This is a genomic window from Bifidobacterium pullorum subsp. saeculare (genome assembly GCF_016899725.1).
Lineage (GTDB): Bacteria > Actinomycetota > Actinomycetes > Actinomycetales > Bifidobacteriaceae > Bifidobacterium > Bifidobacterium pullorum_C.
This window is the reverse complement of sequence record NZ_JACLYU010000002.1, coordinates 148,264-163,309: the sequence shown is the minus strand read 5'-3', so window position 1 is coordinate 163,309 and position 15,046 is coordinate 148,264. Positions and strand designations below refer to the sequence as shown.

The window sequence follows — 15,046 nt, the reverse complement described above, 5'->3', positions numbered from 1 at the left end:
TGGTTCACACTCTGGAGCGGCTCCAACGTGTGAACCGGAAGTGAACGCAAACGAACACGGACCGCCGGACAGAATGGCGTGGTTCCGGCCTTTTCAAGGTGAACCGCGCACGGCCGTCGGCTCACATGTTGGGGCCGGCCCATCGTGTGAACCGGAAGCTCACCCGCAATATCCGGTGACGATCGGCTCGCGTCCGGTCGTCCGGTCGGTGAACCACTCATAGAGGCTGATGCCGAGCATGCTGCCGGCCATGTTGACCACATTCGTGAACCCGTGCCCCTGCAGCAGGCGGATCGCCGTGTAGCTGGTCTGCGAGGTCATGCAGTTGAGGTACACGGTCCGGTCGCGCGGGACCTCGTCCAGCCGGTCGCGCAGCTGCGCCAGCGGAATGTTCACCGCGCCCTTGAGATGGCCGGCCTGGAAGGCGGTCGGGTCGCGCACATCGATGATGGTCGCGCCGGATTCGACCAGCCCGCGCGCCTGGTCGACGTGCACTTGGCGGAAGTCGCCGTCCAACAGGTTGCCGGCCACGAGCGCGGCCATGTTCACCGGGTCCTTGGCGTTGGAGAACGGCGGCGCGTAGCACAGCTCCAAGTCCCGCAGGTCGTCCACGGTGGCGCCGAACTTGATCGCCGTGGCGACCACGTCCATGCGCTTGACCGCGTCGCCCTTGCCGATGGCCTGGGCGCCGAGCACGCGTCCGGTCGGCACCTCGAAGATCAGCTTGAGATGCAGCGGGGAGGCGTCCGGCATGAGCGAGACCTTGTCCTGCGGGATCACATAGGCGTAGTCGTAGCGCAGCCCCTCGCGCTCGCACTGGGCCGCGGTCAGGCCGGTGCCGGCCGCGTTCCAGTCGAACACGCGGATGCAGTTGGAGCCCAAGTATCCGGTGTTACGCACGGTCCTGCCGCAGATATGGTCGGCGACCTGGCGCGCCTGCTTCTGCGCGGGACCGGCCAGCTGCAGCGCCATCGGACGGCCGGTCAGCGCGTTCGTGACCTCGATGGCGTCGCCGATCGCGTAGATGTCCGGGTCGGCGGTCCGGTAGTCCGCGTCGGTGCGAATCAGGCCGCGGTCGGTGACGTCCAGGCCGGCGGCGGCCGCGATCGCCGTGTTCGGACGGATGCCGACGGCCATGACGACCGCGTCGCCGCCGACCACGCGGCCGGAGGCGAGCGTCATGTCGTCGCCGTCGAAGCGGGACACCTGGTCACCGACGATCAGGTCGACGCCGTGGTCGACCATCGCCTTGTGCAGGATCTGGACCATGTCATGGTCGAAGGTCGCCAGGATCTGCGGCGCCGCCTCGACCAGCGACACCTGGTAGCCGGCCTCGGCCAGGTTGACGGCGACCTCCACGCCGATGAACCCGCCGCCGACCACACTCACACGCCGGGCGCCCCGGGAGGTCAGGAAGGTGTGCAGCCGGTCGACGTCGACGACCGTCTTGACGGGGAACACATCCGCCCCGTCGATGCCGTCGATCGGCGGGATGACGGCCGCGGCGCCGGGGGAGAGGATGAGCTTGTCGTACGATTCGTCGTATTCGCTGCCGTCGGCCAGGTTCCTCACATGCACGGTGTGCGCGGCGCGGTCGATTGCGGTCGCCTCGCTCATAGTCCGCGCGTCGATCGCGTAGCGGGCGGCGAAGGCCTGCGGCGTCATCATGACCAGCTTGTCCGTCGCGTCGACGGCGCCGCTCAGACGGAACGGCAGGCTGCAGTTGGAGAACGAGACGTGCAGGCCCTTGTCGAGCATCACGATCTCGGCATGCTCGTCCAGCCTGCGCAGTCGGGTGGCGGCCGTGGCTCCGCCGGCGACCCCTCCGATGATGACAACCTTCATGGCAACCTCCTGGTGCATGGCGCGCCCCCGTGGGCGACGCCCCGAGCTCAGCTTAGCCGCGCAGGCCGGTCCCGCCGCGCCGGCGCACCGTTCTGGCGGCTCCGGCGCATGTTCGGACCAGACAGACAAGAGACGGGAAGGCCCCGACGCAGCGGACTGCGTCGGGGCCTTCCCATCGTCACAGCGACGTGGCCGGAGCCACCGTCAGATGTGGTAGTAGAGCTCGTACTCGAGCGGCGTGGGCTGCAGGCGGGCCATGTCGATCTCGCCGCGCTTGAGGTCCAGCCAGGTCTCGATGAGGTCCTCGGTGAACACGTCGCCGGCGGTGAGGAAGTCGTGGTCCTCCTCGAGGGCGTCCATCGCCTCGCCGAGGGAGGCCGGCACCTGCTTGATGCCCGCGTGCTCCTCCGGAGGCAGCTCGTAGAGGTCCTTGTCGACCGGCTCCGGCGGCTCGATGTGGTTGAGGATGCCGTCCAGGCCAGCCATGAGCTGGGCGGAGAAGGCCAGGAACGGGTTGCAGGAGGGATCCGGGGCGCGGAACTCGATGCGCTTGGCGGCCGGCGAGGAGCCAGCCAGCGGGATGCGGATGGCCGCGGAACGGTTGCGGGCCGAGTACACCAGGTTGACCGGAGCCTCGAAGCCCGGCACCAGACGGTGGTAGGAGTTCAGCGACGGGTTGGTGAAGGCCAGCACGGAGGAGGAGTGCTTGATCAGGCCGCCGATGTACCAGCGGGCGATGTCGGACAGGCCGGCGTAGCCCTTCTCATCGTAGAACAGCGGCTTGCCGTCCTTCCACAGGGACTGGTGGCAGTGCATGCCGGTGCCGTTGTCGCCGGCCATCGGCTTGGGCATGAAGGTCACGGACTTGCCGGCTAGGGCGGCGGTCTCGTGCACGACGTACTTGTACTTCATGAGGTCGTCGCCGGCGTGCTGCAGCGAGTTGAAGCGGTAGTTGATCTCCTGCTGGCCGGCGCCCGCCACCTCGTGGTGGCTGCGCTCGAGGATCAGGCCGACCTTCTGCAGGTTGGCGACCATGTCGTCGCGCAGATCCTGGTTGTGGTCCAGCGGCGGCACCGGGAAGTAGCCGCGCTTGACGCGGTTCTTGAAGCCGATGTTCGGGGTGCCGTCCTCCTCGGTGTCCACGCCGGAGTTCCACGGGGCCTCGATGGAATCCACCTCGTAGAAGGAGCGCTGCATCGAGTTCTCGAAGCGCACCTTGTCGAAGATGAAGAACTCGGCCTCCGGGGCGAAGGAGGCGGTGTCGGCGATGCCGGTGGACTTGAGGTAGGCTTCGGCCTTGCCGGCCACCTGGCGCGGGTCGCGCGAGTACGGCTCGTCGGTCAGCGGGTCGACGATGGAGAAGGCCACGTCGAGGGTCTTGTGCTTGCGGAACGGGTCGATGAACGCGGTCGTGATGTCGGGCACGAGCTTCATGTCGGACTCGTTGATCGCCTGGAAGCCCTGCACGGAGGAACCGTCGAACGGCATGCCCTCGTCGAAGGCATCCTTGAGGAACTCGCTCGCAGGCACGGTGAAGTGCTGCTGCACGCCGATCAGGTCGGTGAAGCGAATGGAGACGTACTCCACGCCTTCCTTGTTGATAAGAGCCTCGGCGTCGGCCTTGGTCTTGAGTTCGTCGGTCACGGGACCGCTCCTTTCATGAAATGCTTACGAGGGTCAAGTCTATGGCTTCCGGTTTCGGGCACACGCGCGTTTGGTTACGGGAATGTTTCGGCACGGTTGCGCAAGGCGCGTCGTTGGAGTATCTATGGAGGCCGAACCTGTTATGGGAAAACTAACACCATGCCGGCGTCCGGAAGGGCCCCGCGCAGGGGAATCAGGAGGAGCGGATGCGGTGTTCCACGCGGCTGAGCGACGCGATCCACGTGCTGCTGTTCATCGCCGTGGACCCGGGCGGCGACCTGAGTAGCGCCGCCATCGCGGCGAGCGTGAGCACGCACCCCTCGTATGTGCGCCAGCTCATGTCGGCGCTGCGCCGCGGCGGTCTGCTGGCCTGCACACGCGGCCAGGCCGCGCCGCGGCTGACCCGTCCGCTCGACCGGATCAGCCTGCTGGACGTGTACCGCGCCGTGCAGGGGCAGACCCCGCTGCTGCACGAGGACACGCAGATCAATCCCGAATGCGGGGTCGGCATGTGCATCCAGCATGCGGTGGGGGACTGCTTCGCCGAGGTGCAGCAGGCGGCCGAAGGGGCCATGGCCTCGCTGTCGCTGAGCGATGTGATGGACCGGTTCCGTTGCGACGGGGACTGCCGGTGCGATCCGGCCGTCTGCCCGTGCCGCGGCCGGTGTGGGTCGCCGGCCTGCGGCCAGGGCGCCGCCGGCCGGACGCCGCAAGATAAGAAGGAAGGAATGGGTGATGACCCAGGGACAGTATGACGTGACCGGCATGACCTGCGCGGCCTGCCAGGCGAACGTCGAGAAGGCGGTGGGCTCGCTGCCCGGCGTCACGCAGGTGTCGGTCAACCTGCTCAAGAACACCATGGTCGTCGACTATGACGCCGATGTGGCGGACGACGCACGCATCGTCGCCGCCGTCGACAAGGCCGGCTATGGCGCCTCGCCGGTCCACGCGCCGGCCGATGCCGCCGCCGGGACGCCCGCCGCCTCCGCCGTGGACGGCCAGGACACGCCGTCGGCGCGGGCCAGGCGCGAATACCGGGCCATGCTGCGCCGCGTCGCCTGGTCGTTCGGCTTCGCCGTGCCGCTGTTCTACCTGGCGATGGGCCGCATGATGGGCTGGCCGCTGCCGCCCGTGTTCGCCGGCGACGCGGGCATGATGACGGCCGCGCTGACCGAGCTGCTGCTGCTCCTGCCGGTGCTCGCCGTCAACGCCAAGTACTTCACGGGCGGGTTTCGCTCGCTGCTGCATCTGAGCCCGAACATGGACGCGCTGGTGGCGCTCGGCGCCGGCGCCTCCGTGCTCTACAGCGTGGCCACCCTGTACCGCATGGCCGCCGCGCTCGGCCAGGGCGACCTGGCCACGGCCGCGCACGCCTCCCACGACCTGTACTTCGAAGGCGCCGGCACGATTCTCGCGCTGATCACGCTGGGCAAGACCTTCGAGGCCCGGGCCAAGGGCCGCACGACCGCCGCGGTCGACGCGCTGCTCGACCTGCGCCCGCGCACGGCCACCGTGCTGCGCGATGGCGTCGAGACGCAGGTGCCCGCCGCCAGCGTGCGCCCCGGCGACCGGATCGTCGTGCGCACCGGCGAATCCGTGCCCGTGGACGGCACGGTGCTCGAGGGCGCCGCCGCCGTGGACGAATCCGCGCTGACCGGCGAATCCGTGCCCGTGGACAAGGCCGTGGGCGACACAGCGATCGGCGCCACCATCGTGCGCAGCGGCTGGTTCGTGCTGCGCGCCGACAAGGTCGGCGACGACACGGCGCTCGCGCAGATCATCCGCCTGGTGGACGAGGCGACGAGCTCGAAGGCGCCGATCGCCCGCCTCGCCGACAAGGTGGCCGGCGTGTTCGTGCCTGTGGTCATCGCCATCGCCATCGTCACCGCCGTCGTCTGGCTGGCGCTGGGCGCCTCGGTCGGAACGGCGCTGGGCAGTGCCGTGGCCGTGCTCGTCGTCTCCTGCCCGTGCGCGCTCGGCCTGGCCACGCCCACCGCGATCATGGTGGGGACCGGCCGCGGCGCCGCCAACGGCATCCTCGTCAAATCCGCCGAGGCGTTGCAGACCGCGCATGACGTGACCACCGTCGTGCTTGACAAAACCGGCACGATCACCAAGGGCGAGCCCCGCGTCACCGACGTGGCCTGCGTGGCCGGCCAGGACGCTGACGGCTTGCTGCGCCTCGCCGCCTCCCTGGAGCTGCCCTCCGAGCATCCGCTCGCCCGCGCCATCGTGGCCGAGGCCCGGCGCCGCGGCCTGGAGACGCTGCCCGCCGAAGGCTTCGCGCAGGTGGCGGGCCGGGGCGTGCGCGCCCGCGTCGACGGCCGGGATTGCCTGGGCGGCAACCCGACGATGCTGCGCGAGGCCGGCGTGGTACTCGGCGAGGCGCAGACCCTCGCGGACACGCTGGCGCAGGACGGCAAGACGCCGCTGTGCTTCGCGGCCGACGGCCGGCTGGTCGGCCTGATCGCCCTGGCCGACACGCTCAAGCCGACGAGCCGCGCCGCCATCGCCCGCCTCAAGGCGATGGGACTCGACGTGGTCATGCTCACCGGCGACAACGAACGCACCGCGCGCGCCATCGGCCGGCAGGCCGGCGTCGACCGGGTCGTGGCCGGCGTGCTGCCGCAGGACAAGGAACACGAGGTGCGCCGCCTGCAGGAGGCCGGCGGCACGGTCGCCATGGTCGGCGACGGCGTCAACGACGCGCCCGCGCTGGTGCGCGCGGACGTGGGCCTGGCCATCGGCGCGGGCACCGACGTGGCGATGGAATCCGCCGACATCGTGCTCATGCGCAGCGACCTGGGCGACGTGCCGGCCGCGATCGACCTGAGCCGCGCCACGATCTGCAACATCAAGGAGAACCTGTTCTGGGCGTTCTGCTACAACGTCATCGCGATCCCGATCGCCGCCGGCTGCTTCGCCGCGTTCGGCCTGAGGATGAGCCCGATGGTCGCCGCGCTGGCCATGGGCTTCAGCTCGGTGTTCGTCGTCGGCAACGCGCTGCGCCTGCGCCTGTTCAAGCCGCGCCGCGACGCCGCGGCGTCCGAGGCCACGGCAGTGGACGCCGGCGGGCCCGGACCGGTGGCGCAGACCACGATCGCGGCTCCCGCCATCACTTCCACCCAACCAACCGAACAAGGAGGAACTATGACCATGAAAACCCTCGCCATCGAAGGCATGACCTGCGGCAACTGCGTCAAGCATGTCACGCGCGCGCTGGAGTCGCTGCCCGGCGCCAGCGGCGTGCAGGTGAGCCTGGAGGGCAAGTCCGCCACGCTCGACGTGCCGCCGGAGGTGACCGACGCCCAGATCACGGCCGCCGTCGCCGACGCCGGCTACGAGGTGACGTCCGTCCAGTGAGTCCGCGCCGCCGGCCGTAAGGCCGGCGGACCGATAACGGGAAGGCCCCGTGCGCCATCATAGCGCACGGGGCCTTCCTGGTGAGGGACCGTGGGTCAGCGGCCGCGCATCGCACGGCGGCTGACCTTCTGCGGATGCGTCGGATCGATGCCCTTGGGCACGCCGAATCCGTTCTTGGTCTGCAGGGTGCGCAGACGCTCGTTGAGCACGGCCAGCTCGGTTTTGGTGAGCACGAAGCGCGTGCGGCCGTGGATCTTGTCCATCCAGGCGTGCTTGTGATGCAACGGCGTGTAGCTCTTCTGCTTGATGACGGCCTTGCGCACGTTCTTCAGGCGCACCTGGCCGGGGCCGGTGCCCACCATGATCCGGTACACCGGGATCCTGGAGCCGGCGGTCACGCCCTTGATGGCGCGCTCCTGGCGGTCCATCGCCTTGGCCACGCGGCCGGGGTCGCCCTCGCCGAGCAGGTAGATGCCGTTGTAGCCGGTGCCGCGCCAGACCATGTCTTTGGTCTTCGGGTCGATCCACACCGGCTCCTGCGGGAACGCGAAGCCGGCCTTGGACACGTTGCCGAGCACGCTGATCGCGGCGCCCGGGCGGCCCTCCAACTGGCGGAAGCCCACGGCGTCGGCGCGGCGGGTGAGCGTCATCGTGGCGAGCAGCAGGCCGAGCATCACGCAGGTGATGGTCAGGAACACCCAGGTGATGACGCTCCAGTGGAACACGAGGCCGACGATCACCTCCACCACGATCGGCAGCAGGAAGGCGCCGGCCAGCCAGAACGGCAGCTGCTTGTCGTCGCGGTAGGTGAAGCCGTAGATCTGCGCGATCTGCTTGAACAGCTTCGGCTTGCGGTCCTTCTTGTTCTTCTTGTCCTTGTCGGCCATGCGGTCCTCACTTGCGTCAGAATGAACACATACTGGCCAATAGCGTATCACCGGGTGTGCAATGGGCGCCTGTCCGCCTTGAGCAGCGCCTCGCCTAGCGTCTCGCTGAACGTGGGGTGGGGGTGGATGAGCCGGGCCGCCTCGGACAGCGGCACCCGGTTGCCGACCAGCTGCTCCGCCTCCGCGATGAGGTCGGAGGCCACCGGGGCCACGATGTGCACGCCCAGCACCACCGGCCGGCCGTCGGCGGGCGCGTCCGGCCCCACGTAGCGGCCGGAGACGACGGACAGCGAACCGCCCGCGCCGGTCATCAGCATGCGCGCGTTGCCCATCATCGGGAACGAGGTCTCCGTCACATCGGCCAGATACTCCCGTCCCTTCGCCTCCGCGGCGGTCAGGCCCACGGACGCGGCCTCGGGGGAGGAGAACACGATCTGCGGCACCGTCTCCTCGTCCACCGGCTTGGGGTCGAGCCCGGCGATGGCCTCCGCCACCGTCACGCCCTGCTCGAAGGCGCGGTGCGCGAGCGCGTGGCCGGCGGTCACGTCGCCCACCGCCCACACATGCGGCGAGGACGTGCGCCCCAGCGCGTCGGTGGCGATATGGCCGCGCCCGCCGACCTCCACGCCGGCGTCGGCCAGCCAGGCGGCGTCGGTGACCGGATCGCGGCCGATGGCGGCGAGCACGATCTCGCCGTAGACCTCCCGTTCGCCGTCCTCGCCGCGGCGCGTGTAGCGCACGGTGGCGCCGAGGTTCATGCCGGTGTCCACGCCGGTGACCGCCGTGTTCGTCACCACGGCGACCCCCAGGCGCTTGAGCTCGCGGGTGAGCGTGACGCCGGTGCGCCGGTCCCAGCCCGACAGCACGCGGTCCTTGCGGATGAGCAGCGTGACGTCCACGCCGGCCGCGTTCCACATCGAGGCGAATTCGATCGCCACGGCGCCCGCGCCGATGACCACGGCGCTGGAGGGGAATTCGTCGAGCTCCAGCGCCTGCGTGGAGTCGATGAGCGCGCCGCGGAACGGAATGCCCGGCAGTGGGCGGGGGCGCGCGCCCATCGCCAGCACCACGTCGCGCGCCGCGATCGTCAGGGCCTCGCCCTGCTCCCGCGGCTCCTCCGCCTTGTCGTAGCGCAGCACCTGCGTCTGGCCGGGGGCGGGGGAGAGGCGCACCTCGCGCGGCGCGGACTGCCCGGCCGCACCCGCGGCCAGCGCCGCCTCGGCGCGAAACACCACGATGCCGCGGTGGGCGACCAGTCCGGCCAGGCCCTTGGTCATGGTGTCCACGACGTGCAGGCGCCAGTCACGCAGCTTGACGTAGTCGATGCCCTCCACCGTGGTGTTGACGCCCAGTTCGGACGCCCGGTGCGCGGTGTCGATGGTGTGGGAGGCGGTGATGAGCGCCTTCGAGGGGATGCATCCGCGGTTGAGGCAGGTGCCGCCCAGCGTGGCGTCGCGTTCGACCAACGCGACCGTCAATCCCAGTTCGGCCGCGCGCAGGGCGGCGGCGTAGCCGCCCGGGCCTGCTCCGATGATGGCCAGGTCGAATGTCAGGCGTGTCGTCTCGTGTGCCTCGGTCATGATGCCCTCCTTCGGTGCGGGTGAGGTCGGACTTCCATCGTAGGCGGCGGACGATATAACAAAAGCCCCTCGCATGGGCGAGGGGCTTGGGATGGGTCGCGGAGTGCTCCGGGTCACTCGGGGAAGTGTCCGCGCTTCTTCTCGCGGGGCTTGGGCAGGCGCCAGCGGCGCATCTGGATCGCGCGGCTCCACGCGTAGGAGGCGGAGCGCGAGCCCTTGGCCACGGAGACCTCGCCGAACTTGGCGACGAGCTTCTTCTTGAGCTTGCGCCACATCACCACAATGTCGATGATGACGGCGATGAGATAGGCGTACATGAGCAGCATGAGGCCCATCGACACATACGGGTTGGCCACCACGGTGGTGATGAGCATCGAGCCGATGAGGATGATGAACGCCACCGGGATGAAGTACTCGCCGAGGTTGAAGCGGGCGTCCACGTAGTCGCGGATGTAGATGCGCCACGGCAGCTGCTCGGCGCGCGGCATATGGCGCAGGTCGCCCTTCTGCATCGCCTCGTACTGCAGGTTCTCCTTCTCGCGCAGGCGCTTCCTGGCGGCCTTCGCGCTTGCCTTGCGGTCAAGCGGCACCAGCGGGCGCAGGTTCTGCGCCTGCGCGGCCTTCATCTTGGGGGTGGGCCGGCCCTTGCCCGCGTTCGGATCGGCCTTGGGGGCCGGGGCGTCCGCCGCGACGGGCCGTTGCGCCTCGTCCTTCTTCTTGAACGGGTTCCATGTCATGCTTTGAGGTTACGGTGACGTTGAGACACACCCCTGCCGCGGAACGGCGTCATTTGGCCGCTGACGGCCTGTCCACGGCCCCCGGCGAGGGGGCGTGCGGGGCCTGGTCCCGCACGCGCGCACATCAGGAATCGAACAAGGAGACACACGCATGGCACAGCTCACCGCGGACGAGGTCCGCGCGCGCGTCGACGCCGACTGGGACCGGCTCAAGGACCTCATCGCCCGCAAGATCGCCCTCAGGTCGATCTCCGCCGACGGCATCACCGGCGAGCATATGAGGCAGTCCGCCGAATTCGTGGCCGAGGAGCTGCGCAAGGTCGGCGTGGACGCCACCGTCGCCCAGTCCCACAACCCCGACGGCACCCCCGGCGCCTGGGAGGTCATCGGCTCCAAGGTCGTCGACCCGGCCGCCCCCACCGTGCTGCTGTACGCCCACCACGACGTGCAGCCGGTGCCGGACGCCGCCGACTGGGACACCGACCCGTGGATCGCCACCGAGGTCGGCGACCGCCTGTACGGCCGCGGCTCCGCGGACGACGGCGGCGGCCTGGTCATGCACTCCGGCGCCCTGAAGGCCCTGGGCGACGACCTCAAGGTCAACGTCAAGGTGTTCGTCGAAGGCGAGGAGGAGATGGGCTCGGCCAGCTTCATCCCGTTCATCGAGGACCATCGCGCGGATTTCGACGCGGACGTCATCGTTGTGGCCGACTCCGGCAACTGGGATGCCGAGATCCCCAGCCTGACCACCTCCCTGCGCGGCAACACCACCGTGGACGTGCACGTCAAGGTGCTCCACCACCCGGTCCACTCCGGCCAGTACGGCGGCCCGATCCTCGACGCGAACACCGTCGCCGCGATGCTCATCGCCTCGATGTACGACGAGGCCGGCGACCTGGCCGTGCCGGGCGTCATGGCCGAGGAGCCAATCGGCGGCCTGCAGCAGGATGTGGACGAGGCCGGCATGCGCCGCGACGCGGGCATCGTCGACTCCTACCGCCTGGCCGGCACCGGCTCCATCGCCGCGCGCATGTGGACCAAGCCGTCCATCACCGTCATCGGCTTCGACGCCCACCCGGTGGAAGGCTCCTTCAACGTCATCAGCCCCGAGACCACGTTCCGTCTGTCCCTGCGCACCGCCCCCAACCAGCGGCCGGAGGAGGCGCAGGAGGCGCTCGCCCGCTTCCTGGTGGAGCACGCGCCGTTCGGCGCCGAGGTGAGCGTCGAGAACGGCGAGAACGGCATGGGCTGGGGCATGGACCCCGACGCCGAGGCCACCAAGGACGCCCTCGAGGCGATGGAGGAGGCGTTCGGCGTCGCCCCCATCAACCAGGGCCAGGGCGGCTCCATCCCGTTCATCCCCGAGCTACAGCGCATCTTCCCCGACGCCCAGGTGCTCGTCACCGGCCCGGAGGACCCCAAGGCCAACGCGCACAGCCCCAACGAGTCCGTGAGCCTGCCCGGCCTCAAGTCGAACGTCATCGCCGAGGCGCTGATGCTCGACAAGCTCGCCCGCCGCTGAGACGACCACGGCAGGCCGCGTGTTGTGCCGCGGCCGGCCGTTTGACCGCCCATGGGCCTACACTGTGGCCTCTGGACACGGGAGCTGCCTGAACACCGGCGGCTGAGAGGAGGCGGGAACGCCTCGACCGATGGAACGTGGCCCGGGCAATGCCGGGCACGGATTGTCGTCTCTTACTTCCCCCGTGCCTTCGCAAGCGCGGCCGCCTGGCCGTGAACGAGAAAGGCATACCATGACTGAGATCAAGAACACCGTCGCCAAGGCCAACTACCGGTGGCGCGTGGTGGACATCGCCGTCGCCTCCATGATCGGCGTCGCCTCCGCCCTCATCTACTGGGGCGTGGCGATCGTCACCGCGGGCCCGTGGAGCGCCCTCGACGCGCTGGTGCCCGGCCTGCCCGGCATCATCAACGGCCTGTGGCTGTTCGCCGGCCCGCTCGCCGCCATCATCGTGCGCAAGCCCGGCGCCGCCATCTACGCCGAGATCGTCGCCGGTGTGCTCGAGGCCCTCATGGGCAACCAGTGGGGCGGCCTCGAAACCTTCGCCATCGCCCTCGTCCAGGGCCTGGGCGCCGAGATCGCGTTCGCCGTCGTGGCCTACCGCAAGTGGAACCTCGCCCTGACCATGCTGTCCGGCGTGCTCTCCGGCGTGTGCTGCTGGGCCTACTCCTTCGTCGAACACATGCAGGGCATGAGCATCACGGGCTCCTACGGCATCGTCTACCTCATCACCTCGGTGATCTCCGGCGCCGTGTTCGCCGGCCTGCTCATGTGGGCCGCCTACCGTGCCATCGCGAAGACCGGCGCGCTTGACAAGTTCGCCTCCGGCCGCGAGGTGCGCGGCCTGTGACCCCCGGTGCGACGCCCGGCCGCCCCGTGCGGCCGGGCGTCGCCATGACGCGCAGGAGCAGGCCACCACGGCCACGGCGGGCGACTCCCGCCGGATGACGGCAAGGATGGAACGATGATCGACAACGCGACCCTCGTCTTCGACCACTGGGGCTACCGCCATGCCTCGCGCCGGCACTTCGCCGTGCGCGGGCTCGACCTGACCATCGAGGCCGGCCAGCGCGTGCTGCTGCTCGGCGCCTCCGGCATCGGCAAATCGACGATCCTGGAAGGCGCCGCCGGCCTGCTCGGCGCCGACGCCGGCCAGACTGACACCGGCCAGGGCGCCCCCGTCGAGGACGCCGACGGCGGCGTGACCGAAGGCCGGGTGCTGGTGGACGGCGTGCCCGTCCAGCAGGCGCGCGGCCGCGTGGGCCTCGTGCTCCAGGACCCGGACGCCCAATGCGTGTTCCAGCGCCTGGGCGACAACGTGGCCTTCGGGCCCGAGAACCTCGGCGTGCCGCGCGACGCGATCTGGCGACGCGTGGACGACAGCCTTGCGGCCGTGGGCATGGAGGGCGTGCAGCTGCACCGCTCCGTGCTGCACCTGTCCGGCGGGCAGATGCAGCGCCTTGCGCTCGCCGGCGCCCTGGCGATGCGCCCCGGCGTGCTCCTGCTCGACGAGCCCACCGCCAACCTCGACCCCGACGGCGTGGATCAGGTGGTCGCCGCCGTGCGCGACGTGCTCGAGGAGCAGCGTTCGACGATGGTGCTGGTGGAGCACCGCGCCGCCCCGTGGATCGACCTCATCGACCGCGTGGTCGTGCTCGGCCTGGAGACCGAGGACCAGGCCGCCGCCCGCCTCACCCAGCAGGGCATGGACGAGGAGATCGACCACTCCGGTTTCCGCCGCACGCTCGTCGTGGCGGACGGCACCCCCGACGAGGTCTTCCGCGACCCCGCCCTCGACTTCGCCGCGCTGGGCATCTGGGTGCCGGAGCGCTACTGGCGCCCCGGCGACGAGATCCGCCGCATCCACACCGACGACGAACCCGACTATCCGGCCCGCACTGGCAACGGGCAGACCCTGCTGTCCACGCGCGACCTGGCCATCGGCCGCGACGGCCAGGCCATCGCTAGCCACATCGACCTCGAGTTCTCCGCAGGGCAGATCACCGCGCTGGTCGGCGCCAACGGCGCCGGCAAATCGACGCTATCCCTGACCCTGGCGGGCCTGCTGGAACCGGTGGGCGGCAAGGTCGAGGCCGCGCCGGAGCTCGCCCGCGGCGCCCGCGGCGACGAACCCATCGGCTGGACCTCCACCCAGCTCGCCTCGCGCATCTCCTACGTGTTCCAGAACCCCGAGCACCAGTTCGCCCGCGGCAGCGTGCTCGAGGAGGTCATGCTCGGCCCCCTGCGCACCGGGGTCGGCGAGGAGGAGGCCGAGCGCCGCGCCCGCGAGCTGCTCACCCGCTTCCGTCTCATCCAGTACGCGAAGGCCAACCCCTACACGCTTTCCGGCGGCGAGAAGCGTCGCCTCACCGTCGCGGCCAGCCTCGCCGCGGCGCCGCGCGTGCTCATCCTCGACGAGCCCACCTTCGGCCAGGACCGGCGTACCTGGATGCAGATCGTGCGCCTCATCCACTCGCTGCGCGGCGACGGCGTGAGCATCATCGTCGTCACGCACGACCGCGACCTGGTGACCGCGTTGGGGGCGCGCGTGGTCGAGCTCGTCCCCGATGACGCGGCCGGCGAGTGGGTGACCGAGCCGGAGCCGGATCGGCAGCCGCAGCCCGGGCAGACGGCGGACATCGTTCCCGTCAGCCCGGTGAACACGCGCGAGGAGGAGGCCAAGCCCTCCAGTCGCTCGCGGTTCCTCGCCTCCCTCAACCCCTCGTACCGGCTCATCGGCGGCTTCCTCGTCGCGTTGCCGCTGCTGTTCAGCCTCGACTGGGTGTCCGCCGTGACGGCGCTCGCGCTCGAGGCCGTCGTGCTCGGCTGCCTCGGCTTCACCCCCTGGCGTATCGTGCGTTCCACCTGGCCGGTGTTCATCGGCGCCCCCGGCTCGGCGCTCGCCGTGCTCCTGTACGGCAAGGAGGGCGGCGACACCTGGTGGCAGTGGGGGCTCATCCACATCACCGACCGTTCCGCCGAACTCGCCGTCGCCACCGGCGTGCGCATCCTGGCCATCGGCATCCCCGCCATCATCGCGGTGCTCGGCATCGACGCCACCGACCTGGCGGATTCCTTCAGCCAGATCCTGCGCCTGCCCGACCGCTTCGTCTACGGCGGTCTGGCGGGCATGCGGCTGTTCTCCGTGCTGCGCGACGACTGGGCGGCGCTCACCGCCTCCCGCCGCTCCCGCGGCCTGGGCGACGACAACAAGCTCAAGGCCTTCATGCCCCAGGCCTTCGCGCTGCTCGTGCTCTCCATACGCCGGTCCACCACGCTAGCCACCGCGATGGAGGCGAGGGGCTTCGGCGGCGACGCGCCCCGCAGCCACGCCCGCGTCAGCGAGGTGCACGCGCGCGACAAGGCGTATCTGGCGGGCTGCCTGGCCATCCCCGTCATCGCCCTGGCCACGGCGCTCGTCACCGGGCATTTCGCGTTCTTCGGCGGCGCCTGAGGCCGCGTCCGCCG

General features: G+C 70.2%; 10 protein-coding genes. 5 read left to right on the top strand and 5 right to left on the bottom strand.

Features of this window, described 5'->3' with window-relative positions:
• Nucleotides 1-159 precede the first annotated feature (159 nt).
• Together H7U32_RS02080 and glnA are read right to left on the bottom strand one after the other, a co-directional pair.
• Nucleotides 160-1,845, bottom strand: coding sequence for an FAD-dependent oxidoreductase (locus H7U32_RS02080; RefSeq protein WP_204467622.1), 1,686 nt, complete (start codon nt 1,843-1,845; stop codon nt 160-162).
• A 204-nt stretch (nt 1,846-2,049) separates the two neighbouring features.
• A complete protein-coding gene (gene glnA, locus H7U32_RS02075; protein ID WP_204467620.1) occupies nt 2,050-3,489 on the bottom strand; it encodes a type I glutamate--ammonia ligase in 1,440 nt (479 codons plus the stop codon).
• Nucleotides 3,490-3,695: 206 nt separating this feature from the next.
• Between glnA and H7U32_RS02070 the strand changes: the two genes are divergently transcribed.
• On the top strand, nt 3,696-4,244 hold the full coding sequence (locus H7U32_RS02070; RefSeq protein ID WP_204467618.1) for an Rrf2 family transcriptional regulator: 549 nt from the start codon (nt 3,696-3,698) through the stop codon (nt 4,242-4,244).
• Nucleotides 4,225-6,852 carry a heavy metal translocating P-type ATPase gene (locus H7U32_RS02065; protein ID WP_204467616.1) on the top strand — a complete coding sequence of 876 codons (2,628 nt, stop codon included), beginning with the start codon at nt 4,225-4,227 and terminating at the stop codon, nt 6,850-6,852. Before H7U32_RS02070 ends, H7U32_RS02065 begins: the two co-directional genes overlap by 20 nt.
• A 95-nt stretch (nt 6,853-6,947) precedes the next feature.
• Here H7U32_RS02065 and H7U32_RS02060 read toward each other — a convergent pair whose 3' ends face one another.
• The 3 genes from H7U32_RS02060 to H7U32_RS02050 all read right to left on the bottom strand — a co-directional run bounded on the left by H7U32_RS02060 (nt 6,948) and on the right by H7U32_RS02050 (nt 10,056).
• The gene (locus tag H7U32_RS02060; protein ID WP_204467611.1) at nt 6,948-7,739 is read right to left on the bottom strand and encodes a DUF4191 domain-containing protein; all 792 of its coding nucleotides are present in this window, start codon (nt 7,737-7,739) and stop codon (nt 6,948-6,950) included.
• A 47-nt stretch (nt 7,740-7,786) separates the two neighbouring features.
• Nucleotides 7,787-9,319 (bottom strand): FAD-dependent oxidoreductase, encoded by a 1,533-nt coding sequence (locus tag H7U32_RS02055; RefSeq protein ID WP_204467609.1) that lies wholly within the window; start codon nt 9,317-9,319, stop codon nt 7,787-7,789.
• Nucleotides 9,320-9,432: 113 nt separating this feature from the next.
• On the bottom strand, nt 9,433-10,056 hold the full coding sequence (locus H7U32_RS02050) for a DUF3043 domain-containing protein (protein WP_204467607.1): 624 nt from the start codon (nt 10,054-10,056) through the stop codon (nt 9,433-9,435).
• Between the two features lie 151 nt (nt 10,057-10,207).
• Here H7U32_RS02050 and H7U32_RS02045 point away from each other — a divergent pair, with 151 nt between their 5' ends.
• From H7U32_RS02045 to H7U32_RS02035, 3 genes are all read left to right on the top strand, one after another.
• Complete coding sequence (locus H7U32_RS02045; protein WP_204467606.1) at nt 10,208-11,578, top strand: dipeptidase; 1,371 nt, start codon at nt 10,208-10,210, stop codon at nt 11,576-11,578.
• A 232-nt stretch (nt 11,579-11,810) separates the two neighbouring features.
• On the top strand, nt 11,811-12,428 hold the full coding sequence (locus H7U32_RS02040; RefSeq protein WP_204467604.1) for an ECF transporter S component: 618 nt from the start codon (nt 11,811-11,813) through the stop codon (nt 12,426-12,428).
• 114 nt (nt 12,429-12,542) lie between these two features.
• Complete coding sequence (locus H7U32_RS02035; RefSeq protein WP_204467602.1) at nt 12,543-15,032, top strand: ATP-binding cassette domain-containing protein; 2,490 nt, start codon at nt 12,543-12,545, stop codon at nt 15,030-15,032.
• The last annotated feature ends 14 nt before the right edge of the window (nt 15,033-15,046 follow it).

Bases quoted from the DNA above. Each gene is read 5' to 3' on its own strand.
- H7U32_RS02055 (WP_204467609.1), bottom strand. From the start codon at position 9,319: ATGACCGAGGCACACGAGACGACACGCCTGACATTCGACCTGGCCATC.
- H7U32_RS02050 (WP_204467607.1), bottom strand. From the start codon at position 10,056: ATGACATGGAACCCGTTCAAGAAGAAGGACGAGGCGCAACGGCCCGTC.
- H7U32_RS02060 (WP_204467611.1), bottom strand. From the start codon at position 7,739: ATGGCCGACAAGGACAAGAAGAACAAGAAGGACCGCAAGCCGAAGCTG.
- H7U32_RS02080 (WP_204467622.1), bottom strand. From the start codon at position 1,845: ATGAAGGTTGTCATCATCGGAGGGGTCGCCGGCGGAGCCACGGCCGCC.
- H7U32_RS02035 (WP_204467602.1), top strand. From the start codon at position 12,543: ATGATCGACAACGCGACCCTCGTCTTCGACCACTGGGGCTACCGCCAT.
- H7U32_RS02040 (WP_204467604.1), top strand. From the start codon at position 11,811: ATGACTGAGATCAAGAACACCGTCGCCAAGGCCAACTACCGGTGGCGC.
- H7U32_RS02070 (WP_204467618.1), top strand. From the start codon at position 3,696: ATGCGGTGTTCCACGCGGCTGAGCGACGCGATCCACGTGCTGCTGTTC.
- H7U32_RS02065 (WP_204467616.1), top strand. From the start codon at position 4,225: ATGACCCAGGGACAGTATGACGTGACCGGCATGACCTGCGCGGCCTGC.
- H7U32_RS02045 (WP_204467606.1), top strand. From the start codon at position 10,208: ATGGCACAGCTCACCGCGGACGAGGTCCGCGCGCGCGTCGACGCCGAC.